Consider the following 26,730-nt stretch of genomic DNA (forward strand, 5'->3'; position numbering starts at 1 on the left):
GGCTGGGCTCACTTCTTCTGGTAGCGGGTGATGAGGGCGGCGAGCACGACCACCAGGCCGACGGCGAGGGGCTGGTAGAACTGCGAGACGCCGAGCAGGGTCAGGCCGTTGGTCAGCGCGGTCAGGAGGAACGCTCCGATGATCGGGCCGACGATCTTGGCCTTGCCGCCGGTGAGGCTCACTCCGCCGAGCACGACGGCCGCGATGGAGTTGAGCAGGTACTGCGTGTTGATGGCCGGCTCCGCGGCGCCGACGCGGGCGACGAGGAGGAGCGAGCCGACTCCGGCGAGGACGGCGGCGATGATGTACACCGCGATGCGCACGCGTCCGGCCTTGATGCCGTTGGCGACCGCGCTCTCCTCGTTGCCGCCGACCGCCTGCACGTGCAGGCCGAAGCGGGTTCGGAACATGACGACCCAGGCGACGACTCCGATGACCGCGGCCAGGATGATCGGGTAGCCGATGATCCCGATCGAGCCGGTGGTGAGGCGGAGCAGCTCGGGGCTGCCGACCGTGATCGGCTTGCCGTCGGAGACGATCAGCGCGAGGCCGGTCGCCACCGAGAGCGTGCCCAGTGTCGCGATGAAGTCGGTGACCTTGCCCTTCGCGATCAGGAAGCCGTTGATCACTCCGATCAGCCCCGCGAAGAGCAGGGCCGCGAGCGCCGAGAGCCAGAAGCCCCAGCCGGCGCTCCAGCCGATGCCGAAGCCGACCGCTCCGACGGTCATCGTCGCCGAGATCGAGAGGTCGATGCCGCCGGTGGTGATGACGAAGGACTGGCCGATCGAGAGGATGACCAGGATCGCGGCGGCGACGAGCATCGCCTTGATGTTGCCGAGGCTGAGGAACGTCGGCGTCGCGATCGAGAACACGATCACCAGGGCGACGAGCCCGATCGGTGCGGCGTTCTCAGCCCAGAAGCTGAGCTGACGGAGGTTCGCCAGCAGCGGGGAGGCGCTGGCCGGGGGTCGGGCGGTGACTGAGGTCATGGTCGCTTCCTGGGTTGCCATGGGCGGGAGGTCCTACTTGCTGGGGACGAGCGCGGCGAGCGGGTTGTCGAACTCCTCGAACGGCTGGGGGAAGGCGCCGAGGGCCTGCTCCGCGGTCTCGGAGGTCACGAGTGCGGTGGGCGACTCGATCTCGGCGGGGATCTCCTCGCCGGCGCCGACGGCCTCGCACGCCTGCACGCCGAGCTGGCCGATCGCGTAGGGGTACTGGGCGACGGTGGCGGTGAGGCCGCCGTCCTTCACGGACTGCAGCGCGTCCTCGTTGCCGTCGACGCTGACCACCTGGACGGAGCCGGTGAGGCCCGCGTTCTCGACGGCCTTGACGATGCCGAGGCCCATGTCGTCGTTCGCGGCGAAGAACGCCTTCACGTCGGGGTTCGCGGCGAGGATGTCGGTCGCCTTGGTCAGCGCGACCTCGCGCTTCCAGTCGGCCGCGGCCTCCTGGACGACGGTGAGGTCGGAGCCGATCGCGGCGGTGAAGCCGTCGACGCGGGCGGCGCTGGTGACGTCTCCCGAGACTCCGCCGATGACGGCGACCTCGGAGCCGGCGGGCAGCTGCTGCAGGAGGAAGTCGCCGGCCTTGCCGCCGGCGGCCTCGTTGTCGGTGCCGATGTAGGTGGTGACGTCGAGGTTCGCGGCCTCGACCGCGTCGGGGTCGAGCGGGCTGTCGATGTTGACGATCGTCTTGCCGGTGGCGGAGGCGAGGGCCTGCACCAGGTTCGTGCCGCTGATCGGGTTGACGATGAGGCAGCCGAAGTCCTGGCCGGCGACGGTGGTGAGCTTGTCGGCCTGGCCGGTGGTGTCGCCGATGTCGGCGGCGGCCTGCACCGAGACGTCCACGGAGTCGTCCTTCGCGGTGTCCTCGATGCCGTTCTCCATCGCCTGGAAGAAGGGGTTGTCGAGGCCCTTGATGACCGCGGCGACCTTGGTCGATCCGGAGCCGCCGGCGGCCGTGTCGCCACCCGAGGCGCAGCCGGTGAGGAGGAGTGCGAGGGCGCCGACCGGTGCGAGAACCGGGAGGAGGCGGCGTGCTGTGCGGTTCATCGTCATCCTTGAGGATCAGTGGCACCACTGCGTGCCGGTGTGTGAAAACTACCGGGGCTTTCGCGTTACCGCAATACGAAAGTCGGGGAACTTCAGGTTTCCCGTCGGCAGGCATGTACGCTGACCGTGACAAGAGGGGGAGCGATGACGGGGTACTCCACCGGCGAGGCCGGTTCGCACGTGGCCGACGTCCTCGCGCTGTTCCGCGAGCAGGGCGAGATCTCGCGCAACGCGGTGATGGAGCAGACGGGGCTCTCCCGCTCCACCGTCAACCAGCGCCTCGCGACCCTCGTGGAGCTCGGCCTGATCGCCCCCACCACCGGCGGCGAGTCGACCGGCGGGCGCCCCTCGAGCATGTTCGCGATGAACCTGGTCGGCACCGTGTTCCTCACCGCCGACATCGGGGCGAGCGGATTCGTCGCCGCCGCCTGCGACCTGCGCGGCACCCCCCTCCGGCACGAGAGCGGCGTCGTCGACGTCTGGGAGGGACCGGACGCCGTGCTCTCGCTGGTGATCGCCGCGTTCGAGCGGCTGCAGCAGGGCGACGCGGTCGCCGGCATCGGCGTCGGAGTCCCGGGGCCGGTCGAGTTCGCCGCCGGGCGCGTGCGCAACCCGCCGATCATGACCGGCTGGGACGACTTCGACATCGCCGGCTACTTCGCCGAGCCGTACGAGGGCGTGCAGGTCGTCATCGAGAACGACGCGAACGCCCGCGCCCTCGCCGAGTCGCGCCACCACGGCTCCGACAACCTGATCAGCCTGAAGCTCGGCACCGGCATCGGCTCGGGCCTCGTCTTCAACGGAGCGACGATCCGCGGAGCCGTCGGCGCGGCCGGCGACATCGGCCACACCCGCGCGGTCACGGGCACGGTCGACGCGGATCCGCTGCCCTGCCGCTGCGGCAACGCCGGCTGCGTGGAGGCGTATGCGAGCGGCTGGGCCCTCGTCCGCGACCTCTCGGCCGACGACCCCTCGATCAAGCACGTCGCCGACGTCACGGCCCGCGTGCTCCGCGGCGACATGCGCGCCACCCAGGCGGTGCGCCAGGCCGGCCGCGTCCTCGGCGAGGCGGTCGCCGACCTCGTCAACATCCTCAACCCGCGGACCATCGTGATCTCGGGCCAGCTCGGCGACTGCGGCGAGGTGCTGATGTCGGGCCTGCGCGAGCGCGTCTACCTGCGCACCCACCCGCTCGCCACGCGGCACCTGACCATCCACACATCGGACCTGGGCGAGCTGGCCGGCGTGATCGGCCTCGCCCTGACGACCGCCGACCAGGTCTTCAGCCGCGAGCGCTTCGACCGCGAGGCGAGCGCCGAGAGCCCCCGCGCGGCGGCCGCCGCGAGCTGAGCGGGAGCGGGTTCAGTGACGCAGGGTCGCGGTGATCCGGCAGAGCACCTGGACGTGGGACGGGGCCTCGGGGTTCACCTTCTCGGCGACCGCCTCGACCTCCCATCCGGACGCCATGAGCGCGGCGACCTCACCGCACAGCCAGTCCGGCACCCATCCGATCCGCTCGCCGGACACCGAGGCCACCTCGTAGGCCTCCGGGTTGCGGAGGTTCGAGGCGTCGGGCACGAGGACCAGCCCGTCGCCCTGCTCGAGAGGCAGCACCGGAAGCGGGAGCTCGGCCCGATGGCGGACTCCCGCCACGAAGAAACGACTGATGAGGGTCTGCGCGGTGCGGAGAGGCTTCTCCACGACATGGAAGGTGTCGGTCGCTCGCGCCGCGCCGGTCCGGACCATGATCTCGACGGGGAGGTCGGGGGACGCCGCCTCGAGACCGAGCCACCCCAGGTACTCCTCGTACGAGCCGCGCTCGGACGACATCACCCTGTTGGCGAAGAACGGCGGAAGGGACGAGCTCCGGTACTCCGCGTCCACACGGGGGAACTCCGCGAGCGGGAAGAAGTCCTCGTCGGCGACAGCCGCCGGCTCGTACCGGAAGAGGAAGCCGTCGACCCCGACGGACAGCACCGCCGCGCGGAGGAACCGGCGAGTACGAGGGTTCTGCCAGACGAGCAGCAGCTCGCGGACACCAGGGGTCGGACGCGGCGCCGGTCGATCAACGAGGAGAGTCATCGAGGATCCTCCTCCGTGTCGCTGCCAGCAGTCCTTCCGTGAAACTAGCGCACGTCTCCGACATCAGGGTCGGAGGAACCGCCGCGAGGACCTCGCGGACCGCAGAGGGATCGACCGCTCGGAGCCGAGCAGGCCAGAACGCCTGCGCCTCCGGAGAGGCCGCCGCGAGGGCCTCCGCTGCGAGGTCGACCAGCAGCGGTCTTCCGGCGAAATGGTGACTCCTTCCTCTCCGCACCCACCGGTCGAAGAGAGCCTCATCGGCGATGCAGGCGGCGCGCTTCTCCTCGGTCTCCTGGAACCCGAGGGCGTTGCCGTGATCGAACGAGGGCGAGAGGGTCCGATGACCGCGTCCGGCGATGACGGCCCAGTTCTCGTCGTGTCGATCCCGTCCAGCTACCCAGGCATCGAACAGCAGGTAGCCCGCCCACACGTCGAAACCGCTCAGTCCGGCGACGGCGTCGAAGCCTGCAGGAGCGTCGACGCCGTCGAGAGCACGTCTCACCGCATCGACGGTGTAGCGGTCGTTGGGCCGCCTCCGAGCGTGGTCGTAGTGGCGATCGGAGTGGCGCAGCAGGCTGTTCCCGATCTCGAGGCTCTGGATCTGCTCGCGCTCGATGACGTTCCTCGACATGATTCCGCGCCGACCGCCCACCGTCGCAGGTCGGACCTCCGCGCACGGGACGTCGAGCATCCGCGCGAGATGGAACGACACCCACTCCGCCCAGTCCTCACCGCGGGTCTCGTCTCCTCGCTGGCGGGCGAACTTGAAGAGCCACAGATCGCCGTCGGCGACGAGCCAGAACTTCTCCTTCGTCCCCATCGGCTCGTCCGACCACCCCTCGTCGAAGGCGCGCTCGATGGTCGTCGACTCCCACTTCGGCTGCATCCGGTCACGGTAGCCCGCGTGCTGCCGGCCGCGGCGGTCCTGTCGCGTCTCGCGGCCGCGACCCCCTCCGCCCCGCGCACTGTTACGCCCCGCGACGAAGGGTTACGCCGGGCGACGCGGGCCGGGACGGGCGGGCCCGCGGTGCTCCATCATCGTGTCCGGGACGACGCGGAGAGGCCGCGGCCGCCCGACCCGTCCGAAGGAACGCGATGATCCGGCTCGAGCAGCTCAGCAAGTCGTACGGTCCGGCGACCGTGCTCGACCGCCTCGACTTCTCGGTCGCGACCGGCGAGATCTTCGCCGTCGTCGGCCCGAGCGGTGCGGGCAAGAGCACGCTCGCCGCCTGCGTGAACCTCCTCGAGCGGCCCACCTCGGGCACGGTCGTCGTCAACGGGGAGGCGCTCTCGCAGCTCTCGGAGGAGCGGCTGCGCGTCGCCCGCCGCCGCATCGGCACCGTCTTCCAGTCCGACGGACTCTTCAGCCGCCGCACGGCCGAGCAGAACGTGGCCCTGCCGTTGGAGTACCTCGGCGTCACCGCCGCCGAGACGAAGCACCGCGTCGCGGAGCTGCTCGAGCGCGTCGGCCTCTCGGACCGCGCCCGCTACTACCCGCACCAGCTCTCCGGTGGTCAGCGCCAGCGCGTCGGCATCGCCCGCGCGCTCGCCCTCCGCCCCTCGGTGCTGCTCTCCGACGAGGCGACCTCGGGCCTCGACCCCGCCTCGACCACCGCGATCACCACGCTCCTGAAGGAGCTGCGCGACGACCTGGGCCTCTCGATCCTCTTCATCACCCACGAGATGGAGACGGTGCGCCAGGTGGCCGACTCCGTCGCCCGCCTCGACCACGGCCGCATCGTGGAGTCGGGGCGCCTCGTCGACCTGCTGCGCGACCCCGCGTCCCCGCTCGGCCTCGCCCTCAACCCGGTGCGCCCCTCCGTCGCGCCCGGCCCGGGTCTGGGCGAATGGGTGGTGGGCTACTCCCGCTCCGGAGTGCCGACCGACTGGGTCACCCGGCTCGCGGAGGCGGTCGGCCCCGTCTCGCTGCTCGGCGCGGCGATCGAGACGGTGGACGGGCAGGCGGTCGGCCACGCGACGATCGGGCTCGGCCCGGTCGACGAGGCGCGGCTCACCCGTGCGGCGGCCGAGCTCGGCCTGTCGGTCCGGCCCGCCGGCGTGCGCGTCCTCGCCGAGGAGGTGGCGGCATGATCCTCCACCTCGACAACAAAGTCCCGCTCGAGCAGATCCCCGCGCTGGTGCTGCCGGCGCTCGGCGAGACGCTGATCATGGTCGGCATCGTCATGGCGATCGTGGTGCTGGTCGGCGTGCCGCTGGGCGCTCTCGTGCACAACCTCGCTCCGGGCGGGCTGGCCGAGAACCGGGCCGCCCACCAGGTGCTCAGCGCCGTCATCAGCGTCGGCCGCTCGCTGCCGTTCCTCATCCTGATGGCGTCGATCATGCCGTTCACGCGCCTGATCACCGGCACCAACATCGGGATCGCGGCCGCCGTCGTGCCGATGTCGATCGCGGGGATCGCCTTCTTCACCCGGATCGTCGAGAACGCGCTGCGCAGCGTGCCGCTCTCGCTCACCCGCGTCGCCCGCGCCTCCGGAGCGTCGCGGCTGCAGGTGGTGCGGACCGCCCAGCTGAGCGAGGCGGTGCCCCAGATCATCGGCGGCCTGACGATCAACACGATCGCGATGATCGAGTACTCGGCGATCGCCGGCACGATCGGCGCCGGCGGCATCGGCTACGTCGCGGTGACCTACGGCTACCAGCGCTTCGACACCACCGTCATGCTCGCCACCATCGTGATCCTGGTCGCCACCGTCGCGACCGTGCAGCTCACCGGCGACGCCCTCGTCCGCGCGACCACGCCCGGCGCCTCCCGCTCGCGGCGAGCGCCCCGGGTCGCGGCCGCCGTCTAGAACCACCACTCCTCCTCCTGCGCCCTCGGGCGCCCCTCCCGCGCGCCCGCGCACCCCCTCTTCGAAAGGCACCGCCATGTCCACTCCCGACGACCTCGGATTCGATCTCAAGAAGAAGCGCCGCTGGCCCTGGATCGCCGGAGCGGCCGTCGTCGTGGTCGGCGTCGCCTCCGCGATCGCCGTCCCGCTCCTCTCCCCCGCCGTCTCGGCCAACGAGCAGGAGGGAGCGACGCTCTACGTCGCGACCGCCGAGGGCAATGCCTCCGAGCAGGCCCTGGTCGACTTCGTCGCGAAGGAGGTGGCGCCGCGCTACGGCATCACCGTCGCCTTCAAGGGGCTCTCGGACAGCAACACCATCAACCGCGCGGTGAGCGAGGGCGAGGTCGCGGCCACGGTCTACCAGCACAAGCTCTGGCTGGGACAGGTGCTCGAGGCCAACCCCGACTTCGAGGAGGAGGCGGCCACCCCCGTCTTCCGCTGGGGCTTCGGGCTCTGGAGCGACAAGTACTCCGACGTCTCCCAGATCCCCGACGGCGGCACGGTCTCGCTCTACTCCGACCCCGCCAACGAGGCGCAGGGCCTCTGGCTGCTGCAGAACGCCGGCCTGATCACGCTGAAGCCGGGCACGGAGCCTGGCACCGCGACCCAGGACGACATCGCCGAGAACCCGAAGAACCTGCAGTTCACCCTGCTCGACTTCGCCGCCCAATCGCGCGCGCTGCCGGACCTCGACGCGGCCGTCGGCTACACCGAGTACTACCTCGCCGCCGGCATCCCGATCGAGCAGCAGATCTTCGCCCCGCAGGCCCCCGACGACTTCGCCGGGCAGCTCACCATCGGCTCGAAGTACCGCGACACCGAGAACGTGAAGAAGCTCGTCCAGGCCTTCCAGGACCCGGCCGTGCAGGAGTTCCTCGCCACGGACGAGACGGTGAAGGGGATCCTGCTGCCGATCGACGGCTGAGCAGGGCCGGAGCGACGGGGTCGCCTGAGGAGTCGCGCGCGGCTTCCCGGGCGACTCGGCGTCTGCGGACGTAGCGTGGGCTCATGAACACGTTCACTCTCCACAACGGTGTCGAGATCCCCGCCCTCGGACTCGGCGTCTTCCAGACTCCGCCCGACGAGACCCGCGCCGCCGTCGCCGCCGCGCTCGACGCGGGGTACCGGCACATCGACACGGCGGCGGCCTACGGCAACGAGCGCGAGGTGGGCGAGGCGATCGCCGGCCGCGACGACGTCTTCCTCGAGACGAAGGTGTGGATCAGCGACTACGGCTACGACGAGACGCTGCACGCCTTCGACAAGAGCGCGGGCAAGCTCGGCGTCGAGCGGATCGACCTGCTGATCCTGCACCAGGCCCTGCCCGAGGCCTTCGACCGCACCCTCGACGCCTACCGGGCGCTCGAGCGGCTGCTCGCCGACGGGAGGGTGCGGGCGATCGGCGTGAGCAACTTCATGGTCGAGCACCTCACCCGCCTCCTCGCCGAGACCGACGTCGTCCCCGCGGTGAACCAGCTCGAGGTTCACCCGTACTTCCAGCAGCGGCGGGTCGAGCGCTTCGGCTGCGAGAACGACATCCTCACCCAGGCCTGGTCGCCGATCGGCGGCATCACCGCCTACCGCGACTCCCCGCGCCGCAGCTTCGACGACCCGGTGCTCCTCGAGCTCGGCGCCAAGTACGGGAAGACGGCCGCGCAGGTGATGCTCCGCTGGCACCTGCAGGAGGGCCGCCAGGTCATCCCGAAGTCGACCCGCCCCGAGCGCATCGCCGAGAACATCGACGTGTTCGACTTCGCGCTCTCCGGCTCGGAGCTCGCCCGGATCGACGCCCTCGAGGCCGGCGTGCGCGGCGGACCGGAGCCCGAGGCCGTGACGCTGGAGGCGTACGGCCGCGACATCCCCGAGGCGTGAGGACGGCGCCCGCGACGGGAACACCGGAGCCGTCGCGGGCGTTGCCCTCACCATGAGCGTTCCCCTCTCCATCCTCGACCTCGCCCCCATCGCCCCCGGTGAGACCGCTCGCGACAGCTTCGCCGCCTCCGTCGCCCTGGCCCAGGAGGCCGAGCGGAACGGCTACCGCCGCGTCTGGTACGCCGAGCACCACAACATGGCGAGCATCGCCTCCAGCGCGACCTCGGTGCTCATCGCGCACGTCGCCTCGCAGACCTCCACGATCCGCCTCGGCTCCGGCGGCGTCATGCTGCCGAACCACTCCCCGCTCACCATCGCCGAGCAGTTCGGCACCCTCGAGACGCTGCACCCGGGACGGATCGACCTCGGACTCGGCCGCGCCCCCGGCAGCGACCAGGCGACCTTCCGCGCGCTCCGCCGCGACCCCGACTCCTCCGAGCGCTTCCCGCAGGACGTGCTGGAGCTGCAGGCGTTCCTCGCCGGTGAGTCCCGCATCCCCGGAGTGAGCGCGACGCCCGGTGCCGGCACCCGCGTCCCCCTCTACATCCTCGGCTCCTCGCTCTTCGGCGCGCAGCTCGCAGCCGCGCTGGGCCTGCCGTACGCGTTCGCCTCGCACTTCGCTCCGGACGCGCTGCACCAGGCCGTCGCGGAGTACCGCCGCGGCTTCCGCCCCTCCGAGCAGCTCGACGCGCCCTACGTGATCGCCGGGATGAACGCCATCGCCTCCGACACCGAGGAGGACGCGCAGGAGCAGTTCGCGCAGATGAAGCGCGCCCGCCTGATGATGCTGCTGCGCCAGAGCGGGCAGATCCCCGTCGGCCAGACCTTCGACGACGAGGAGCTCGACGCCCTGCTCAGCGCCCCGATCGGCGCCCACGTCGCGAGCATGACCACCTACACCGGTGTCGGCACCGGCGACCAGGTGGCCGACTACGCCGCCGACTTCGCCCGCTCCGCCGACGCCGACGAGGTCATCGTCGCCCACGCGTCGCTGCAGACGGAGGCGCGCCTGCGCTCGGTCGCTCTCCTCGCGCAGTCGAACGCGCGCGTCGCCGCCTGAGCCCGTCCGCAACCGAGGTCGAGCGGCCCGGCACCGGCCTGATGGCCACTGTCGGACGCTCCGGGCCTCGGTTGCGCACGGCCGGCCCTGGGCAGAGTGGGGGTCGGGCGGCGCACATCAGCGGACGCGAGCAGAAGTGAGCCTCTAATGGGGGCCACCTCTCGGGGCACGACCTCGGGAGGAGCGCGTCCGCGGTGCCAGGCTGAGCCCTGTGTCGACGATGACGGGCAAGCGGCGTGAGCCCGGGGACGGCCCTGCGCGGTCAGCGGCCCTACTGCTGCGGGTCTGCGCGGGCGACCGGACCGCCTTCCGGCAGCTCTACTCGCTCACCGCGGGCAGGGTCGTCTCCGTCGCGGACGCCGTGCTCGACGACCGCGCCGCCGCCGAGGAGGTCGCGCAGGAGGTCTACCTCGAGCTCTGGCGCACCGCGCGCTCGCTCGACCCGGGCCGTCCCGTGCTCGCCTTCCTGGCCCAGGTCGCGCACCGCCGTGCCGTGGACCGCGCCCGGGCGGACCGGTCGGCGCGGCGCCGGGAGCTGCAGTACACGGTCCTCGACCGGCGGCGCGATCACGAGTGGGAGCGCTCGGACGTCCGGCTGGCCCTGGCGCCCGCGGCCGGCGCGATCCGGCAGCTCGCCGCCATCCACCACGACGTCCTCTACCTCGCCTACGTCCGCGGGTACAGCCACTCCGAGATCGCGGAGGAGCTGTCAATCCCGCTCGGCACCGTCAAGACCCGGCTGCGCGACACCCTCATCCGCCTGCACACCCACCTGCAGTCCGCCGGCCCGGCGGACCCGGACGGCGGACCGGGACGGCGCATCCGGCGCTGACCGATGGCGCGGACGCCTCTGCGCCACCGGGGTCGCACGCTTCAGGACCGTGTCCGGCCCGCTCAGCCCGCCTGCGTCGCGCCCGAGACCGCGAGCCCGACGATCACCGTCAGCACCGTCGTCCACAGCGCGATCGCGACGCCCTGCCAGAGCAGGATCCGCCCGCGGCCGACTCCGGCGCCCGCCAGCATCACCGCGGTGAAGTGCGTCGGGAGCAGCAGCGGCCCCAGCAGGCTCACGCCCGGGACGCCGTAGCGGGTGAAGGCCCGCTGGAACTTCTCGCGCCGCGGAGTCGTCCGCTTCGCCTCCGAGCGGCCCGTGATCGCCGAGCGGACGCCGGTGCCCAGCAGCACGAGCAGCGCCACACAGACGAAGTTGCCGATCGCCCCCGCAAGCCCGGCGACGACCGGGTGGATGCCGCCGATGATCCCGATGCTCGCCGCTCCCTCGCCCTCGATGAAGGGGACGGCCCCGGCCGCGGCGACGACGAGGGGCTGCACGAGCTCGGGAACGCGGCCGATCAGGTCCTGGAATCCGAGCATCGCGTCGCTGATGATCGTCATGGTCGTGCCTTCCGGTACGTGGCCCCGGCTCTCGGGACTCCTCCATCCGACCGTGTCCGGGAGCGCCACGGCAGTGCCGCCGGATCACCGCTTCCCGGGAGGATCGACGGCCCGAGGGGTGACAAGTGTCATGGTCGTAGCCTGGGCCGCATGGTGAACTCGACCGAGGCGGATCCGCCCGTGCGCGCAGGCCGCGGCGTCGCCGTGACCTGGTGGTACACCCTCGCGTCAGCCGCCTCCTTCGTGGTGGTCGTCCTGGCCGTCTGGTCCGTGGCGGTGCTGAGCGCCGAGGCCGAGGAGTGGCGGAAGGCCGCCTACTTCCTGGGCGCGGCCGCCTGGGTCGCGGTGTTCTCGCCGACCGCGCTCGCGTACCGGCGCGCCGACCGCGAGGGCCCGGTGCGCCTCCGGGCCGCGCCGACCCTGGTCTTCTGCCTCGGAGTGGCGGCCGCCGCGCTCACCGGCACGGCCGCCGGGAGCCTCGCGCTCGGACTCTCGCTCGCCGCGACCCTGGTCGCCGTGCTGCCCTGGCAGAGCGGGGTGCGGCTCCGGGTGATGGTGCTCTGCACGATCGTCCTCGCGGTCGCGGCGGTGCTCGAGCAGACGCGCGCGGCGCCGGACGCGTCGGCCGCGCTCTCGACCCTCCTGCTGTTCGCGACGCTGCTGCCCCTGACGGTCGTCAGCGCGCTGTGGTGGTGGGACATCGTCCGCGAGCTCGACCGGGCGCGCGCCGCCGAGGGCCGACTCGCCGCCGCGCAGGAGCGCCTGCTGCTCGCCGGCGACGTGCACGACCTCCAGGGGCACCACCTCCAGGTGATCGCGCTGCAGCTCGAGCTCGCCGAGCGCCTCCTCGGCAGCGACCCGGAGGCCGCTCTCGAGCAGCTGCGCGCCGCCCAGCGCTCGGTCGACGGCGCCCGCACCGGCACCCGCGAGCTCGCCACGCGCTTCCGCAGCGTCCCGCTCGCCGACGAGCTGGCCAACGCCGCCGACCTGCTCCGCTCGGCCGGGCTCCGCGTCGAGCTCGAGGTCGACCCGGCGGCGGCTCACGCGCCGGCCGAGACGCTCGGGCCGGTGGTCCGCGAGACGACGACCAACATCCTCAAGCACGGCGGCGGCTCCAGCGCGCGGCTGCGGCTCGCGCGGGAGCGGGACGAGTGGCGGTTCGAGGCGGTGAACGACCTGGCACCGGACGCGGAGGAGGCGGACGGGACCGGCTCGGGCGTCCTCGGCATGGCGGAGCGGGTCGAGCGGGCGGGCGGGACGCTGCGCGCCGGGGCGGTCCGCCGCTCCTTCGAGCTGGACGCGCGCCTGCCGGTGGGGAGCGACTCGTGATCCGGGTGCTGATCGCCGACGACGAGGACATGATCCGCACGGCGCTGGCCGCGCTCCTCCGCCTCGAGGAGGACCTCGAGATCGTGGGCGAGTGCCGCGACGGCGAGCAGGCGGTCGCGGAGGCGCTGCGCCTGCAGCCCGACGTGTGCCTGTTCGACGTCGAGATGCCCGGGCTCGACGGGATCGAGGCGGCGGAGCGGCTGCGCCGGGTCTCGGCGACGCGCGTCGTGGTCGTCACCCGGCACGCGCGGCCGGGGGTCCTGCGGCGAGCGCTCGGAGCGGGCGTCAGCGGCTTCCTGCCGAAGTCGCGCCGGGTCGAGGACGTCGCCGAGGTGATCCGCCAGGTCGCGAGCGGACGCCGCTACGTCGATCCGGAGATCGCCGCCGACGCCCTGGCGAGCACGCGCAGCCCGCTGACCGACCGCGAGCTCGACGTGCTCAGCGCCGGCTCCCGCGGCGAGACGATCGGCGAGATCGGCGCGGCGCTGCACCTCTCCTCCGGCACCGTCCGCAACCACGTCTCGTCGATCCTGCGCAAGCTCGACGTCGACACCCGCCAGCGCGCGGTCATCGAGGCCCGCGAGCGCGGCTGGATCTGAGCGCAGGCGCCGCAACGGCAGCCACTCCGCAGGAGTCGTCGCATTCGCGCTCGAGTGCGACGACTTCTGCGTTCTCGCGAGCGGTGCCCGTCAGGCCGTCGGCGTCCAGATCCGCATCGTCGACGGTCCGCGGTTCGCCCAGCGGTGGTACGGCCGGAACTCCGCCTCGAAGCGGCGCCCCTCCTCCACAGGCACGGAGCCGTAGGGCCAGCCGGATGCCGCCTCCCGCGCCACGAGGGACACGCGCGCTCCCTCCGCCGTCACGACGGGCGGCACCGACGCGTCGACCGCGATGTGCTCGGTGTCCAGGCCCTCGGGCAGGTCGAGCGACTCGATCGCGAGCACGAACGGCCCGCGCTCGAGGGCGACCTGGCCGCGCACCGCGTCGATCCGGGGGTGCGGGGCGACGAAGCGGGCCGTCATCGGCAGCGAGAGCCGCACGGTGTCGCCGGCGGAGAACGCCCGGCGGACGGTGACGGTCGGCGTCGAGACCGGCTCGCCGTCGAGCAGCGCCGAGCCCCGCGCGAACGGCGGCACCCGCAGCGTCAACGCGAACTCCGCGTCCTCGAGGATCCGCACGACGATCTCGCCGTCGGCCGGGTACTCCGTCTCGACGCGCAGCGCGACGCCTCCGGTGCGCACCTCGTACGCGCCGTACTGGTGGAGCTGCACCCCGTCGTCGGTGGCGGTCGCGAAGCCGAGCTCGACGCTCGCGAGGGTGCGGGCGGTGTTGGTCGGGCAGCACGAGACCCAGAACCAGGGCGCGCGGAGGCTGGACTGCGCGCGGTCGGTCTCGCGCGACTCGTCCGGCGCCACTCCGTCGACGCGCTGCTGCAGCGTGTTCGTGTAGAAGAAGGCGCGGCCGTCGTCGCGGGTGGCGGGGAGCACCGCGTTCAGCAGCGTCCGCTCCATCAGGTCCGCGTAGCGGTGCTCGTTCGAGCCGAGCAGGAGCCGCCAGCTGAGCATCGTGGAGCCGATCGCCGCGCAGGTCTCGGCGTAGGCGCGGTCCGGCGGCAGCTCGTAGTCGGCGCCGAACGCCTCGTCCTGGTGGTGCGAGCCCATCCCGCCCGTGACGTAGGTGCGCCGCTCGACGGTCGCCTCCCACTGGCGGCGGACCGCCTCCTCCAGCTCGGCGTCGCCGGTCTCGACCGCGACATCGAGAGCCCCGGAGGCGAGGTAGAGGGCCCGCACCGCGTGGCCGCGCAGCACCTCCGCGTCGCGCACGGGCACGTCGTCCTGGAAGTACTCGGCGCCGAACGCGATCGGCTTCAGCGTCCCCGTCCCGCGCCGCTCCACGAAGAGGCGGGCCAGCTCGAGGTAGCGCTCCTCCCCCGTCGCCCGCGCCAGCTCGGCGAGCGCCGGCTCGATCTCGGGGTGGCCGCACACGGCGACCCTCCCCTCGGGCCCGAACTCGCGATGCACGTGGTCGGCGAGGCGCCGGGCGACCTGCGGCAGGAGGTCGTCGTGACCGGTGCGCAGCCGCGCCACGGCGGCCTGGATCAGGTGCCCGAAGCTGTACAGCTCGTGGCCCCACTCCAGGTCGGAGTAGCGCGCACGCTGGCCGGGCCGGCCGAAGCTCGTGTGCAGGTACCCGTCCGGGTCCTGGGCGGAGGCGACCCGCGCGACGAGGTCGTCGTACCGCTCCTGCAGCCCGGCGTCGTCGCTCCGGCCGAGCTCCCAGGCCATGGCCTCGAGGAGCTTGTAGACCTCGGAGTCCACGAACTCGATGCCCGCGTGCGCGTCGCCGCCCTCGGCGGACGAGATCGAGCCGTCGGCCGCGCGGTCGAAGTTGCCGGCCCAGCCGACGCGCTCGATCCACGAGCGGCAGTGCTCGATGACGGCGGAGGAGTTGAGGTCCTGGTAGTGCTTCCAGAAGCCGCCGGTGAGGCTGATCTCGTCCTGGCGGAGCGGCCGGAGCACGCTCCGCGAGGGGGCGACCGGGCCGCCGAGGGCGGTGGCGGTGGGGGCGGTGAGGGTCACGGTGTCTCCTTGGAGGGACGGGTCAGTCCTTGACGGCGCCGGCGGTGACTCCCGCCGAGACGTACCGCTGGGCGACGACGAGGAGGACGGCGGCCGGGAGCGAGGCGACCACGGCGGTCGCCATGATCGAGTTCCACTCCTGGTTGTTGTTGCCGATGTACTTGTAGATGCCGAGGGTGATCGGCTGGAGCTTCCCGCCGCTGTCGAGCGTCGAGGCGAAGATGAAGTCCGACCAGGCCCAGAGGAACGCGAACAGCGAGACGGTGACGACGGAGTTGCGGCTGATCGGCATGATCACCGAGGTGAAGGTGCGCCAGGCGCTCGCTCCGTCCATCCGGGCCGCCTGGGTGAGCTCGTCGGGGATCCCCGACATGAAGGCCGTGAAGATCAGCACGCCGAACGGCACCGCGATGGTGGAGTCGGCCACGATCAGGCCCGGGATCGAGTTGAGCAGCCCCAGGTTGAGGTAGATGGCGTAGAAGCCCATCGCCATGATGATCGCCGGGATCATCTGCGCGATCAGCAGCACGAACGAGAGGGCCTGCCCGCCGCGGGGCCGCAGCTTCGCCAGCGAGTAGGCGGCGGGAGCGGCGATCGCCACGGTCAGCAGCACCGTGCCGAGGCCGACGACGAGGCTGGTGCCCAGGTAGGGCAGCTGCTCGCTCAGCACCGCCTGGTAGCCAGTGAACGTGGGCGAGAACGGGAACCAGTCCGGCGGATCCTTCCGCATCGAGCCGGTCGGAGTGAGGGAGACGTTGATCATCCAGTAGACGGGGAACAGCATGACCGCCGTGAGGGCGATCCCGACCACCGTCAGGTACCAGGGGCGGCGGGCGGTCACGAGTCGGCCTGCTTCCGCTGGACCCGGATGTACACGAGGCCGAAGACGAGGGCCAGGATGATCAGCAGGTTGCCGACGGCCGCGGCCGGTCCGAAGTCGGGCAGCATCGAGCCGAAGCCGAGCTGGTACGTCCAGGTGGCGAGCGTGGTCGAGGAGTCGGCGGGGCCGCCCTTCGTCATGATCCAGATGATGTCGAACACCTTCAGCGTGTAGACGAGGCCGAGCAGGATCGTGATCGCCGACACCGGCCGCAGCAGCGGCAGCGTGATCCGCCAGAACTGCTGGGCGCCGGTCGCGCCGTCGAGCGAGGCCGCCTCGTAGAGGTCCTGCGAGATGTTCTGCAGGCCGGAGTAGAGGATCACCAGGTTGAACGGGATGCCGATCCAGATGTTCGCGATCAGGACCGCGATCAGCGAGGTGGTCGGCGAGGTGAGCCAGTTGATCTGGCCGATCCCGAACGACTCCAGGAACGCGTTCACGATGCCGGAGTCGCTGTTGAGCATCCACGACCAGGTCGAGGCCGAGACGATCAGCGGCAGGAGCCACGGCACCAGGAACAGCGCCCGGAGCGTGCTCGCCAGCGGGAAGCGGCGGTAGAAGAACACGGCGAGCGCCAGCCCCAGCGTGAACTGGAAGAGGAGCGAGACGCCGGTGAAGACCGCCGTGTGCAGCAGCGCCGGGCCGAAGGTCGCGTCCTGGAACACCTGGACGTAGTTGTCGAACCAGACGAAGGGCGCGTTCCCCTGCACGAACGAGCGGACCGTGTAGTCCTTCAGGCTCAGCTCGAGGTTGCGGTAGAGCGGGAACGCGTAGAAGACGAGCAGGTAGGCGACGAGCGGGGCGAGGAACGCCCACGCGACCAGGCGGCCGCCCTCGGGGCGCCGGCGGCGCCGACGGCTCTCGGCGGCCGGGGCGGGCGGGGCCGGCGGCTCGGTGCCGCGCCGCAGGAGGCGGGCGGTCTCGGTGGCAGTGGTCATGGTCTCTCCCGTCCCCCCGGCCGGTGCGCGGAGCACCGGCCGGGGGGACCTCGTTCGGGGAGCGGGAGCCCCCGGTCGTCCTACTTCGTGGCGGATTCGGCGGCCGACTGGGCGGCCTTCAGGGCGTCCTCGGGAGACTGCGAGCCGCTGAGCACGGTCTGCACCGCGCCCCACAGCTGCTCCGAGATCTTCGGGTACTTCGTGCCGAGGTCGTCCGAGGTGCGGCCCTTCGCGGCCTGCACGGCGGTGACCCACGGCTCGAGGTCGGCGTTGCCGGCGACCTGCTCCTGCTGCGCCTCGGCCGTCGGCGCGATGTACGAGAGCGTGTTGTCGGTCGTGACCAGGCTCTCCGTCGAGGTCAGGCACTCGGCGATCTGCTTCGAGGTCTCGTAGCGCGCCGTGTCCGACTGCACCGGGAGGGTGAGGAACTCGCCTCCGGTCGGTGCGGGGGCCGCTCCGCCGTCCTTCGACGGGATGGTCAGGACGCCGTAGTCGATGCCCGAGGCCTTCGCGTTGGCCAGCTGCCAGGTGCCGTTCTCGCCGAACGCGTACTCGCCGGTCTCGAACTCCTGCCAGCTCGTGGTCTGCGTGTTGCCGATCACGGAGTTGGGCGCGTAGCCCTTCTCCAGCCAGTCGCTCCAGAGCGAGACGGCGTCGACCGCGGCGGGCGAGTCGAGGTCGGTCAGCTCGGCGCCGGAGCCCCAGAACCACGGCAGGAACTGGAAGGTCCCCTCCTCCGTGCCGATGCCGGAGAACGTGATGCCCTTGCCACCGGAGGCGGTGACCTCCTCGAGCGCGTCGGTCAGCCCGGCCCAGTCGGTGATGGAGGCGGCGTCCACGCCGGCCTTCTCGAGCACGGCCTTGTTGTAGTACAGCGCGAGCGTGTTGGCGCCGATCGGCACGCCGAAGGTGTCGCTGCCGGTCTGGCCGGCCGCGAGGATGTTCGCGTCGATCCCGTCGGTGGAGAGCCCGGACTCGGCGGTCGTGGTCAGGATGCCCGACTCCGCGAGCGTCGAGACCACGGGGTTGTCGACGAGCAGGAGGTCGGGCGAGTTGCCCTGCTGGCCGGCGAGCAGCGCCTTGTTGGTCAGGTCGGTGGTGTCGTAGCCGGTGCGCTCGACGGTGACGCCGGCCTCGGTCCCGCAGGAGTCGATGAGCTTCGCCCAGTCGGACGACTCGTCGAACTGGGGGTACGGGTCCCAGAACGTGTAGCTGCCTCCCGCGGCGGAGCCGGAGTCTCCCCCGGAGCCGCTCGCGCAGCCGGTCAGTGCGGCGGCGGCCGTCCCCAGCAGGACGGCGGCGGCGAGGCCCCGAGCGTGCTTCCTCGTCTTCACGGATGATCCCTTCGTCGTTGATGGATTCCTCGGCAGTCGTCCCGATCGTCTACGCCGGGCCGAAACTACTTTCTGTCGGGTAAACCTAAGCAGGGGCGGTCAGCGCGTCAAGAGATGCGACCTTTTCGGTCTTTTCGGTTTTTCGCCGGAGTCGTGCGAGGATCGACGCGGCGGCCCGCCGGGCCCGGAACGGAGGCGCGGTGCCACCACGCAAGCCCACCGGCACCATCACGCTCACCGACGTGGCGGCCGCCGCCGGCGTCTCGATCGCCACCGCCTCCAAGGCGCTCAACGGCCGCGACCAGGTGCGCGCCGAGACCCGCCAGCGCGTGCTGGACGCCGCCGAGGCCCTCTCCTTCACCCCGAACCCGTTCGCGCAGGCCCTCAACTCCCGGCGCACGGGCACCATCGGGATGCTCACCAACGATCTCGACAACCGCTTCGTGCTCCCCGTGCTGCTCGGCGCCGAGGACGCGTTCGGCGCAGGATCGACGTCGGTGCTCCTCTGCGACGCCCGCGGCGACTCGATCCGCGAGCAGCACCACATCAAGAATCTGCTCGCCAAGCGCGTCGACGGGATCGTGGTGCTCGGCCGGACGACGAACCCGCGCCCTTCGATCACGCGCACCATCCCGGTGCCGGTCGTCTACGCCTATGCGCCCTCGGAGGATCCGCGCGACTCCTCCTTCACGCCCGACAACGTGCAGGCCGGCGTCCTCGCCGCCCGCCACCTGATCGAGCGCGGACGGACGAGGATCGCCCTCGTCAACGGCGAGCCGAGCTACACCGCCGCCCACGACCGCGCCCGGGGCGTCGAGCAGGCGCTGACGGAGGCGGGGCTGCCGCTGGTCGGCGGCGGCGTCCTCTTCGGGCAGTGGTCCGAGAGCTGGGGCCGCCAGTGCGCCGAGACGCTGCTGCGCGCGCATCCGGACCTCGACGCGATCATCTGCGCGAGCGACCAGATCGCCCGCGGCACCCTCGACCACCTGCGCGAGACCGGTCGGCGGGTTCCGCAGGACGTGGCCGTCGTCGGCTTCGACAACTGGGACCTCCTCGTCGAGGCCGCCCGCCCGCCGCTCTCGAGCATCGACATGATGCTCGACACGCTCGGCCGCGCCGCCGCGGAGGAGCTCTCGAACGCGATCCACGGACGTCCGACCGCGGGCGTGCAGGCCATGCCCGTCCGCTTCGTGCCGCGGGAGTCCTCCGGCTGACGCCCCCGCCCTCCGCGAGAACGCGGAGGACACCGCCTGCTCAGCGGTGTCCCGACGCTCGGAGCGGCGTCTCGACGCACGAGCGGGCCAGCGCGCATCGGCGAGGACACCGGAGGGACGGGCGGAGCGCGATCGTGGGCGCAGACGTGCGCCGGACCCCTCGGGAGTCCGGCGCACGGCCTGGCGGTGATCAGCTGCCGGTGATCAGCCGGGATCAGCTCCCGGTGCGTTCACCGCGGCGTCGGAGGGTGAGGAGCATCAGACCGCCGCCGAGCAGGGCGAGCAGGGCGAGCAGGCCCAGCACTCCGGCGGTCGCCGTCGCTGCGGCGTCCACTCCGGTCGAGGCGAGAGCCGGACCGCGGGGACCGTTCGACCCGGACACGGGAACGACCGCGGCGTAGGAGGGCGCCGGTCGCGGCGCTGTGGTCGCGGTCGGAGTGGGCGAGGCCGTGGGCGTCGCGGTCGGCGTGGGGGTGGGGGTCGCCGTCGGCGTGGTGGTGGGAGTCGCCGTCGGAGCCACGGTCGGGGTCACCGTCGGCGTGGTCGTCGGCGTGACCGTCGGAGCCACGGTGGGCGCGATCGTCGGAGTCACCGTCGGAGCCACGGTGGGCGCGATCGTCGGAGTCACCGTCGGAGCCACGGTGGGCGCGATCGTCGGAGTCACCGTCGGAGTCACCGTCGGAGTCACCGTCGGCACGACGGTGGGAGTCACCGTCGGAGTCACCGTCGGCACGACGGTGGGAGTCACCGTCGGGGTGACGGTGGGAGTCACGGTCGGCGTGACAGTGGGTGTGACCGTCGGCGTCACGGTCGGCGTGACGGTGGGGGTCACCGTCGGGGTCACGGTCGGCGTGATGGTCGGGGTCACCGTCGGCGTGACCGTGGGCGTCACGGTCGGTGTGACTGTCGGCGTGACCGTCGGCGTCACGGTGGGCGTGACCGTCGGCGTCACGGTGGGCGTGACCGTCGGGGTCACGGTCGGCGTCACGGTCGGCGTGCCGTCGGGGTCACGGTCGGCGTCACGGTCGGCGTGACCGTCGGGGTCACGGTCGGCGTGACCGTCGGCGTCACGGTCGGCGTCACGGTCGGCGTGACCGTCGGCGTCACGGTCGGCGTAGCCGTCGGCGACGGTCCGCCGTCGGAGGGCTCGCAGCCCGGCTCGGTGAAGTCGTTGGAGTCGAGCGTGACCGCTCCCGTGCGGGCCAGTGCGCGGCCCTCGACGGAGACGCCCGTCGTCACCGTGATCGAGGCCGAGGCGAGCACGGAGCCCACGAAGTCCGAGTCGGTGCCGAGCGTCGCGGAGCTGCCGATCTGCCAGTAGACGTTGCAGGCCTGCGCTCCGTTGATCAGGGCCACCGTGCTCGACGAGGCCGTCGTCAGCGTCGACGCGGCGCGGATCACGAAGACCGCCTCGTTGACGCCCTCGGCGTCGAGCGTGAGCGTCCCCGTCACTCCGACCGGTCCGGCCGCGGTGTAGACCCCGGGCTTCAGCGTGCTGCCGCCGATCTCGGCGCCGATCTGCGCGGTCGTCGCCTGCGAGGCGAGCTGTCCGTAGGCGGTGCCCACGTCGGCCTGGGCCTGAGCCGCCTCCGCGTCTCCGCGGTGGATCACTCCGTCCGTCCGTCCGGGCGGGAACCCGGTGACGGCGGTCAGCGGGCTGACCCCGACGCTCTGGTCCAGGACGCTCGACCCCGTGTTCGTCACGGTCGACGCGGCCAGGACCGAGTAGTCCTCCGCCGTGCCGAGGTCGGGAGCAGTGGCCGCCTGCGCCGAGACGCCGGCGAAGAGCGCGGCGCCCACGACGGCGAGGACGACACCCGTCCCGATCGCCCCTCTTCTGCGGTCCTGCCGATGACGGCGGAGCGAGGTGCGAGAGGACACGTGCGGCATGAGGCCAGCGATCTGCCCACGTCAGCGTGAGCTCAACAACCCGAGGTGGGAGGCTCGAACCGTAGGTCGCGCTCCTCGCCCGCGTCTACGCCGCGACCCTGACGGGGGGGCAGGATCCGCCGACGGCGTCCCCCGACCCGGGACATGGCCGCCACTGGAGTCCTCGCGCCGGTGACGGCGGACCCGGCCGGCGGAGCGGATCAGCGGTGACGCCCGCGGCACCGGCGCCGGTCCGGGTGCCGCGCGGCCCGGGAGCCCTCAGCCGAGAGCCGCCACCCGCTCGATCACGCCCTCGCCCAGCCGGGCGACGTACCCCTCCGGATCCGGCCCGGCCGGCGCCAGCTGCACGTGGTCGATCCCCAGAGCCGCGTACTCCTCCATCGCGCGGACGAAGCCGTCGGGGTCGCCGATCGGATCGCCGCCCCCGGTGATGGTCTTCGTGATCGTCGCGTAGTCGCGCCCGAGGTCGTCGCAGTGCCGCTTCAGCACGTCGAGCTTGTGCGCCACGTCGTCCGCGCCGGTGCCGAACAGGTTGCAGGCGTCGCCGTACTGCGCGACCAGCCGCAGCGTCTTCCTCTCTCCGCCGCCGCCGATGAGGATGGGCGGGCCGGGCTGCTGGATCGGCGCCGGGTGGTTCAGCGTCTCGGCCAGCCGGTAGTGCGTCCCCTCGAACGGCCCGTCGTCATCGCTCCACATCTGACGGCAGATCCGCAGCGTCTCCTCCAGCCGCTCGAACCGCTCCTTCAGCGGCGGGTAGGGCACGCCGAGCCCGAGGTGCTCGCGCTCGTACCAGGCGGCGCCGATGCCGAGCATCGCGCGCCCGCCGGAGAGCACGTCGAGGGTGGTGACGATCTTCGCGAGCAGTCCCGGATGGCGGTACGTCACGCCGGTGACGAGGAGCCCCAGCCGCATCCGCTCCGTCCGGCCGGCGACGAAGCCGAGCGAGGTGTAGCCCTCGAGCATCGGATCCTCGCTCGTCGCGAAGTGCTCCATCTGGAAGTAGTGGTCCATCAGCGTGAACCAGGCGCAGCCGACGTCCTCGGCCGTCCGCGCGGTCGCTCCGAGGATCGGCGCGATCCCCGCGCTTCCGCCCGGAAGGGTGAAGTTCATGAAGTGAATGCCGAGCTGCACGCGCGTCTCCTGTCGTCCCGGGATGTCCAGGAGCCAGTGTGCGCCGAGCCACCGCTCAACACGCCGACGCGGCCGCCTCTGAGCGGCGTCTCATCCGTTCCGCGGCGTCTCGGCCGATCGCACCGCCGAGGGGCGGCCGCCCTCACTCGCAGACGCGGAAGCGGTTCCGATCGAACCCGACGACGTCGCCGACGGCGAGCTGGCGCCCGCGGCGCAGATCCACCTCGCCGTTGACGGTCACCATCCCCTCGGCGACCGCCTCCTTGGCCTCGCCGCCCGAGAGGATCCCCGCGAACTTGAGGAACTGGCCCAGGCGGATCGACCCGCCGCCCAGCGGGACGTCGACGGGCTCGGGAACGGCAGCGGCGCCTGTCACGTCAGACCGCCGGGATGTCGGCGAAGCGCGAGAAGTGGCCGTGGAAGCCCACAGTGACCGTGCGGGTCGGGCCGTTGCGGTGCTTGGCGACGATGAGGTCGGCCTCGCCCGCGCGCGGGTTGTCCTTCTCGTAGGCGCTCTCGCGATGCAGGAGGATCACCATGTCGGCGTCCTGCTCGATCGAGCCGGACTCGCGGAGGTCCGAGATGGCGGGGAGCTTGTCGGCGCGCTGCTCGGGGCCTCGGTTCAGCTGCGAGAGCGCGATGACCGGCACCTGCAGCTCCTTCGCGAGGAGCTTGAGGGCACGGGAGAACTCCGAGACCTCCTGCTGGCGGCTCTCGACCTTCTTGCCGGAGGTCATCAGCTGCAGGTAGTCGATGACGACCATCTTGAGCCCGACCCGCTGCTTGAGCCGGCGGCACTTCGCCCGGATCTCGACGAGGGTCATGTTGGGCGAGTCGTCGATGTAGAGCGGCGCGTCGTTGATCCGGCCGCGGGTGGAGGCGATGGTCGTCCAGTCGCGCTGGTCGACCGTGCCCTTGCGCATGTGCTGCAGCGGCACGGACGCCTCGGCCGAGAGGAGGCGCATCGCGATCTCGCTGCGCCCCATCTCGAGGGAGAAGAAGATCGTGGCCATGTTGTGCTTGATCGCGGCGGCGCGGGCGAAGTCGAGCGCCAGCGTCGACTTTCCGAGCGCGGGGCGCGCGGCGACGATGATCATCTGCCCGGCGTGGAAGCCGTTGGTCAGGTCGTCGAGGTCGGCGAAGCCGGTGGGGACGCCGGTGAAGCTGCCGTCCTTGTGAGCGGCCGCCTCGATCTCGTCGATCGCGACGGTCACCGCGTCGGTCAGCGGGACGTAGTCCTCCGCCGTCTCGGAGCCGGTGACGTTGTAGATCTCGGCCTGCGCCGTGTTGACCAGGTCGAGCACCTCGCCCTCGCCCTGGTAGCCCATCTGCGCGATGCGGGTGCCCGCCTCGACGAGGCGGCGCAGCAGAGCGCGCTCGGCGACGATGGAGGCGTAGTACCCGGCGTTGGCCGCGGTGGGGACCATCGAGGTGAGCGTGTGCAGGTAGTCGGCGCCGCCGGCCCGCTGCAGCTCGCCCTGCTTCGTGAGCTCGTCGGTGACCGCGATGACGTCGGTCGGCTCGCCGTGCGAGTAGAGGGCGAGGATCGCGTCGAAGACGATCTCGTGCTTGGGGATGTAGAAGTCGGTGCCCTTGACGCTCTCGACGACATCGGCGACCGCGTCCTTCGAGAGCAGCATGCCGCCCAGCGCCGACTGCTCGGCGAGGAGGTCGTGCGGAGGGGTCCGCTCGTTCCCGCGCGACTCGCCGCGGTCACCGCGACCGTCCCGTCCGTCCGAGCCGGGTACCGCCAGGTGCGCGATCGTCATGCCTTCGCCTCCTCCTGTCGGGTGCTGCGCGTCCGGTCGAGCCGGTGCCGGGATCCGGTCTACCAGCGACCTCCGACAGCGGCGCGCGGGCGCCTGCCCGCACCCCTCGCGGGGCGCTGCGCCACCCTACGGACCGCCGCCCGCGGCACGCAAACCGCCCTGTGGAGAGAGCTGTGCAGAACCGAGGGGAAACGCCGGGCCCACTGTGGGCAACGTGTGGACAACCCTGTGGGATCAGCGGCCCTCAGCAAGTTTTTTCCGGCTCTTGACCAGGCATTTCCTGCTTTCCACAGGTGTGTGGGGAAAAGAGTCTCAAGACCACAGTGAAGGTTGGTCCCGCCGGAGGGTGTATGTGGATGGAGCTGTGGAGAACGGGAACGACGAAGGGCGGTGCGAGGGGACTCGGAAGTCCCGTCGCACCGCCCTCCGCGGCGTTCTCGCGGCCTTACTTGGCCGCGACCACCTGCAGCTTCACAGTGGCCTGGATGTCGTCGCGCAGACGCACCACGGCCTCGTGCTCGCCGACGTGCTTGATCGCGTTCGAGATGACGATCTTGCGCTTGTCGAGCTCGCCGAATCCTGCCGCCGCCACCGCGTTCGCGATGTCGGAGGTCTTCACCGAGCCGAACAGGCGGCCGTCCTTGCCGGCCTTGACCGTCAGCTTCACGCGGTTGGCCTCGAGGACCTGCTTGGTGTGCTGGGCCTCTTCGATGGTCTTGTGCTCACGAGCGGCTCGCGCCGACTTGATCTGCTCGACCTGCTTCTCGCCACCGCGGGTCCACGCGACGCCGAAGCCCTGCGGGATGAGGTAGTTGCGGGCGAACCCGTTCTTCACGTCGACGACGTCGCCGGCCGAGCCGAGTCCGTCGACCTCGTGGGTCAGGATGACCTTGGACATACCGTTACCTACCTTCCGCTGCCGGCGTAGGGCAGGAGCGCCATCTCGCGGGCGTTCTTGACGGCACGGGCGATGAGGCGCTGCTCCTGAACGGAGACGCCGGTGATACGACGGGCGCGGATCTTCCCGCGCTCCGAGATGAACTTGCGGAGGGTCGCGACGTCCTTGTAGTCGATGACACCCACGCGGACCGACTTCGCGGGGGCCGCGTTCTTCGCGCCCTTGCCGCGGATCGGCTTGCGGCGGTCGCCGCTGCTCTTTCCAGCCATAGTGGTTTCCTTAGATTCTGGTTCGCCCCTGCCCCGCCGCGAGCGATCGCGGTGCGGGGGAGGCGTGATTCAGGTGAGGAGAGCGTCCGAGCCGAGGCTCAGAACGGCGTCTCGTCGTTGTAGCTGCCCGGCGTGCTCCACACGTCGCCACCGGCGGGAGCGCTCGGCGCCCACGGCTCCTCGGCCTGACCGCCACGGTTGCCGCCGGCGTTGCCGGAGCCCCCCTGACCGCCGCCGCCGAAGCCGCCCTGGCCGCCGCCGATCTGACCGCCGTTGCCCTGGCCGCCACCGGCCTGGCCGCGTCCGCCTCCACCGGAGGCGCGCGTGACCTGCGCGGTCGCGTAGCGCAGCGAGGGCCCGATCTCGTCGATCTCGAGCTCGATGCTGGTGCGCTTCTCGCCTTCCTTCGTCTCGTAGGAGCGCTGCTTCAGGCGGCCGGTCGCGATGACGCGGCTGCCCTTGGTCAGCGTTCCTGCGACGTTCTCGGCGAACTCGCGCCAGACGGAGGCGCGGAGGAACAGCGCTTCGCCGTCCTTCCAGTCGTTCGCCTGACGGTCGAAGGTGCGCGGCGTGGAGGCGATGGTGAAGTTCGCGACCGCGAGCCCGCCCTGCGTGTAGCGCAGCTCGGGGTCGGCGGTGAGGTTCCCCACCACGGTGATGATCGTCTCGCCGGCCATGAGCGCTACGCCTTGGGAGCGGCCGAGGCCTTGGCGGCCTTGCGGGCGGCCTTCTCGTCGGCGAGCTTCGCGGCGGCCGCGACCTGGGCGATGCCCTCTTCGGCCCGCAGCACCTTGGTGCGCATGACGGCCTCGGACAGCTTCAGCTGACGGTCGAGCTCGTTCGCTGCGGCGGAGGTCGACGTGAAGTCGACGACGGCGTAGATGCCCTCGGACTTCTTGTTGATCTCGTACGCCAGACGACGGCGGCCCCAGACGTCGACCTTGTCGATGGATCCACCATCGGTGCGGATGACGTTGAGGAACTTGTCGAGACTCGGAGCGACGGTGCGCTCATCGATCTCGGGGTCCAGGATGACCATGATCTCGTACTGATGCGTCACTAACCCACCTCCTTCGGACTGAACGGCCACGGTATTTCCGTGACAGGAGGGTATGTAGCATCTGCCCACTCCCGCGGACGCGAGTGCGTCTGGTCGTGGACAACCTGTACAGACTACAACAGGACCGCCG

General features: G+C 71.6%; 28 protein-coding genes. 11 read left to right on the forward strand and 17 right to left on the reverse strand.

Features of this window, described 5'->3' with window-relative positions; translation table 11 throughout:
• Positions 1–8: 8 nt before the first annotated feature.
• Both C5C35_RS03300 and C5C35_RS03305 read right to left on the reverse strand, forming a co-directional pair.
• The gene (locus C5C35_RS03300) at positions 9–989 is read right to left on the reverse strand and encodes an ABC transporter permease (protein WP_104222714.1); all 981 of its coding nucleotides are present in this window, start codon (positions 987–989) and stop codon (positions 9–11) included.
• 33 nt (positions 990–1,022) lie between these two features.
• Positions 1,023–2,051, reverse strand: a complete 1,029-nt coding sequence (locus C5C35_RS03305) for a substrate-binding domain-containing protein (RefSeq protein ID WP_104222713.1) — start codon at positions 2,049–2,051, stop codon at positions 1,023–1,025.
• 144 nt (positions 2,052–2,195) lie between these two features.
• Between C5C35_RS03305 and C5C35_RS03310 the strand changes: the two genes are divergently transcribed.
• Positions 2,196–3,401 (forward strand): ROK family transcriptional regulator, encoded by a 1,206-nt coding sequence (locus C5C35_RS03310; protein ID WP_104262562.1) that lies wholly within the window; start codon positions 2,196–2,198, stop codon positions 3,399–3,401.
• A gap of 12 nt (positions 3,402–3,413) precedes the next feature.
• On the opposite strand, the gene C5C35_RS03315 is transcribed toward C5C35_RS03310, so the two are convergent.
• Together C5C35_RS03315 and C5C35_RS03320 are read right to left on the reverse strand one after the other, a co-directional pair.
• Positions 3,414–4,133 (reverse strand): HIRAN domain-containing protein, encoded by a 720-nt coding sequence (locus tag C5C35_RS03315; RefSeq protein ID WP_146079454.1) that lies wholly within the window; start codon positions 4,131–4,133, stop codon positions 3,414–3,416.
• Positions 4,117–5,019: a hypothetical protein gene (locus C5C35_RS03320; RefSeq protein WP_104262563.1), complete on the reverse strand. Its 903-nt coding sequence runs from the start codon at positions 5,017–5,019 to the stop codon at positions 4,117–4,119. The genes C5C35_RS03315 and C5C35_RS03320 overlap by 17 nt, the downstream gene beginning before the upstream one ends.
• A 209-nt stretch (positions 5,020–5,228) precedes the next feature.
• Between C5C35_RS03320 and C5C35_RS03325 the strand changes: the two genes are divergently transcribed.
• The 6 genes from C5C35_RS03325 to C5C35_RS03350 all read left to right on the forward strand — a co-directional run bounded on the left by C5C35_RS03325 (position 5,229) and on the right by C5C35_RS03350 (position 10,746).
• Positions 5,229–6,224, forward strand: coding sequence for a methionine ABC transporter ATP-binding protein (locus C5C35_RS03325; protein ID WP_104262564.1), 996 nt, complete (start codon positions 5,229–5,231; stop codon positions 6,222–6,224).
• Entirely contained in the window at positions 6,221–6,943 is a 723-nt protein-coding gene (locus C5C35_RS03330) for a methionine ABC transporter permease (RefSeq protein WP_104222708.1), read from the forward strand. The genes C5C35_RS03325 and C5C35_RS03330 overlap by 4 nt, the downstream gene beginning before the upstream one ends.
• Positions 6,944–7,019: 76 nt before the next feature.
• The gene (locus tag C5C35_RS03335) at positions 7,020–7,907 is read left to right on the forward strand and encodes a MetQ/NlpA family ABC transporter substrate-binding protein (protein WP_104257783.1); all 888 of its coding nucleotides are present in this window, start codon (positions 7,020–7,022) and stop codon (positions 7,905–7,907) included.
• An 83-nt stretch (positions 7,908–7,990) separates the two neighbouring features.
• The gene (locus tag C5C35_RS03340; RefSeq protein ID WP_104222706.1) at positions 7,991–8,854 is read left to right on the forward strand and encodes an aldo/keto reductase; all 864 of its coding nucleotides are present in this window, start codon (positions 7,991–7,993) and stop codon (positions 8,852–8,854) included.
• A 52-nt stretch (positions 8,855–8,906) separates the two neighbouring features.
• Positions 8,907–9,914 (forward strand): LLM class flavin-dependent oxidoreductase, encoded by a 1,008-nt coding sequence (locus C5C35_RS03345; protein ID WP_104222705.1) that lies wholly within the window; start codon positions 8,907–8,909, stop codon positions 9,912–9,914.
• Between the two features lie 220 nt (positions 9,915–10,134).
• Positions 10,135–10,746, forward strand: coding sequence for a sigma-70 family RNA polymerase sigma factor (locus C5C35_RS03350; protein ID WP_258066358.1), 612 nt, complete (start codon positions 10,135–10,137; stop codon positions 10,744–10,746).
• Positions 10,747–10,808: 62 nt separating this feature from the next.
• Here C5C35_RS03350 and C5C35_RS03355 read toward each other — a convergent pair whose 3' ends face one another.
• A complete protein-coding gene (locus tag C5C35_RS03355) occupies positions 10,809–11,309 on the reverse strand; it encodes a small multidrug efflux protein (RefSeq protein WP_104262566.1) in 501 nt (166 codons plus the stop codon).
• A gap of 150 nt (positions 11,310–11,459) precedes the next feature.
• Between C5C35_RS03355 and C5C35_RS03360 the strand changes: the two genes are divergently transcribed.
• Positions 11,460–12,638: a sensor histidine kinase gene (locus C5C35_RS03360; protein ID WP_104262567.1), complete on the forward strand. Its 1,179-nt coding sequence runs from the start codon at positions 11,460–11,462 to the stop codon at positions 12,636–12,638.
• Entirely contained in the window at positions 12,635–13,237 is a 603-nt protein-coding gene (locus tag C5C35_RS03365; protein WP_104222701.1) for a response regulator transcription factor, read from the forward strand. Before C5C35_RS03360 ends, C5C35_RS03365 begins: the two co-directional genes overlap by 4 nt.
• 90 nt (positions 13,238–13,327) lie before the next feature.
• On the opposite strand, the gene C5C35_RS03370 is transcribed toward C5C35_RS03365, so the two are convergent.
• From C5C35_RS03370 to C5C35_RS03385, 4 genes are all read right to left on the reverse strand, one after another.
• Positions 13,328–15,217 carry a glycoside hydrolase family 127 protein gene (locus tag C5C35_RS03370; protein WP_104262568.1) on the reverse strand — a complete coding sequence of 630 codons (1,890 nt, stop codon included), beginning with the start codon at positions 15,215–15,217 and terminating at the stop codon, positions 13,328–13,330.
• A 22-nt stretch (positions 15,218–15,239) separates the two neighbouring features.
• The gene (locus C5C35_RS03375) at positions 15,240–16,058 is read right to left on the reverse strand and encodes a carbohydrate ABC transporter permease (RefSeq protein ID WP_104222699.1); all 819 of its coding nucleotides are present in this window, start codon (positions 16,056–16,058) and stop codon (positions 15,240–15,242) included.
• The gene (locus C5C35_RS03380) at positions 16,055–17,035 is read right to left on the reverse strand and encodes a carbohydrate ABC transporter permease (RefSeq protein ID WP_104247032.1); all 981 of its coding nucleotides are present in this window, start codon (positions 17,033–17,035) and stop codon (positions 16,055–16,057) included. Before C5C35_RS03380 ends, C5C35_RS03375 begins: the two co-directional genes overlap by 4 nt.
• Positions 17,036–17,115: 80 nt before the next feature.
• Positions 17,116–18,369, reverse strand: coding sequence for an extracellular solute-binding protein (locus tag C5C35_RS03385; RefSeq protein WP_104262569.1), 1,254 nt, complete (start codon positions 18,367–18,369; stop codon positions 17,116–17,118).
• Between the two features lie 200 nt (positions 18,370–18,569).
• Here C5C35_RS03385 and C5C35_RS03390 point away from each other — a divergent pair, with 200 nt between their 5' ends.
• The gene (locus tag C5C35_RS03390; RefSeq protein ID WP_104237753.1) at positions 18,570–19,583 is read left to right on the forward strand and encodes a LacI family DNA-binding transcriptional regulator; all 1,014 of its coding nucleotides are present in this window, start codon (positions 18,570–18,572) and stop codon (positions 19,581–19,583) included.
• Positions 19,584–20,005: 422 nt separating this feature from the next.
• Positions 20,006–20,617: a hypothetical protein gene (locus tag C5C35_RS16875; RefSeq protein WP_181127374.1), complete on the forward strand. Its 612-nt coding sequence runs from the start codon at positions 20,006–20,008 to the stop codon at positions 20,615–20,617.
• Here C5C35_RS16875 and C5C35_RS03400 read toward each other — a convergent pair.
• The 8 genes from C5C35_RS03400 to rpsF form a co-directional block, all read right to left on the reverse strand.
• The gene (locus C5C35_RS03400; RefSeq protein WP_258065774.1) at positions 20,568–21,464 is read right to left on the reverse strand and encodes an ice-binding family protein; all 897 of its coding nucleotides are present in this window, start codon (positions 21,462–21,464) and stop codon (positions 20,568–20,570) included. The two genes, C5C35_RS16875 and C5C35_RS03400, sit on opposite strands and share 50 nt — an antisense overlap.
• Positions 21,465–21,731: 267 nt before the next feature.
• Positions 21,732–22,604 (reverse strand): LLM class F420-dependent oxidoreductase, encoded by an 873-nt coding sequence (locus tag C5C35_RS03405; protein WP_181127373.1) that lies wholly within the window; start codon positions 22,602–22,604, stop codon positions 21,732–21,734.
• Positions 22,605–22,746: 142 nt separating this feature from the next.
• On the reverse strand, positions 22,747–22,980 hold the full coding sequence (locus C5C35_RS03410; RefSeq protein WP_104247028.1) for an RNA-binding S4 domain-containing protein: 234 nt from the start codon (positions 22,978–22,980) through the stop codon (positions 22,747–22,749).
• 1 nt (position 22,981) lies between these two features.
• Complete coding sequence (dnaB, locus tag C5C35_RS03415) at positions 22,982–24,373, reverse strand: replicative DNA helicase (protein WP_104225797.1); 1,392 nt, start codon at positions 24,371–24,373, stop codon at positions 22,982–22,984.
• 445 nt (positions 24,374–24,818) lie between these two features.
• Positions 24,819–25,271 (reverse strand): 50S ribosomal protein L9, encoded by a 453-nt coding sequence (rplI, locus tag C5C35_RS03420; RefSeq protein ID WP_104222692.1) that lies wholly within the window; start codon positions 25,269–25,271, stop codon positions 24,819–24,821.
• Positions 25,272–25,279: 8 nt separating this feature from the next.
• Positions 25,280–25,540: a 30S ribosomal protein S18 gene (rpsR, locus tag C5C35_RS03425; protein ID WP_055784551.1), complete on the reverse strand. Its 261-nt coding sequence runs from the start codon at positions 25,538–25,540 to the stop codon at positions 25,280–25,282.
• A gap of 98 nt (positions 25,541–25,638) precedes the next feature.
• The gene (locus C5C35_RS03430) at positions 25,639–26,217 is read right to left on the reverse strand and encodes a single-stranded DNA-binding protein (RefSeq protein WP_104222691.1); all 579 of its coding nucleotides are present in this window, start codon (positions 26,215–26,217) and stop codon (positions 25,639–25,641) included.
• 5 nt (positions 26,218–26,222) lie between these two features.
• The gene (gene rpsF, locus C5C35_RS03435; RefSeq protein WP_068207796.1) at positions 26,223–26,600 is read right to left on the reverse strand and encodes a 30S ribosomal protein S6; all 378 of its coding nucleotides are present in this window, start codon (positions 26,598–26,600) and stop codon (positions 26,223–26,225) included.
• Positions 26,601–26,730: the final 130 nt, after the last annotated feature.

This window comes from Rathayibacter sp. AY1F8 (assembly GCF_002932165.1).
Taxonomy (GTDB): domain Bacteria; phylum Actinomycetota; class Actinomycetes; order Actinomycetales; family Microbacteriaceae; genus Rathayibacter.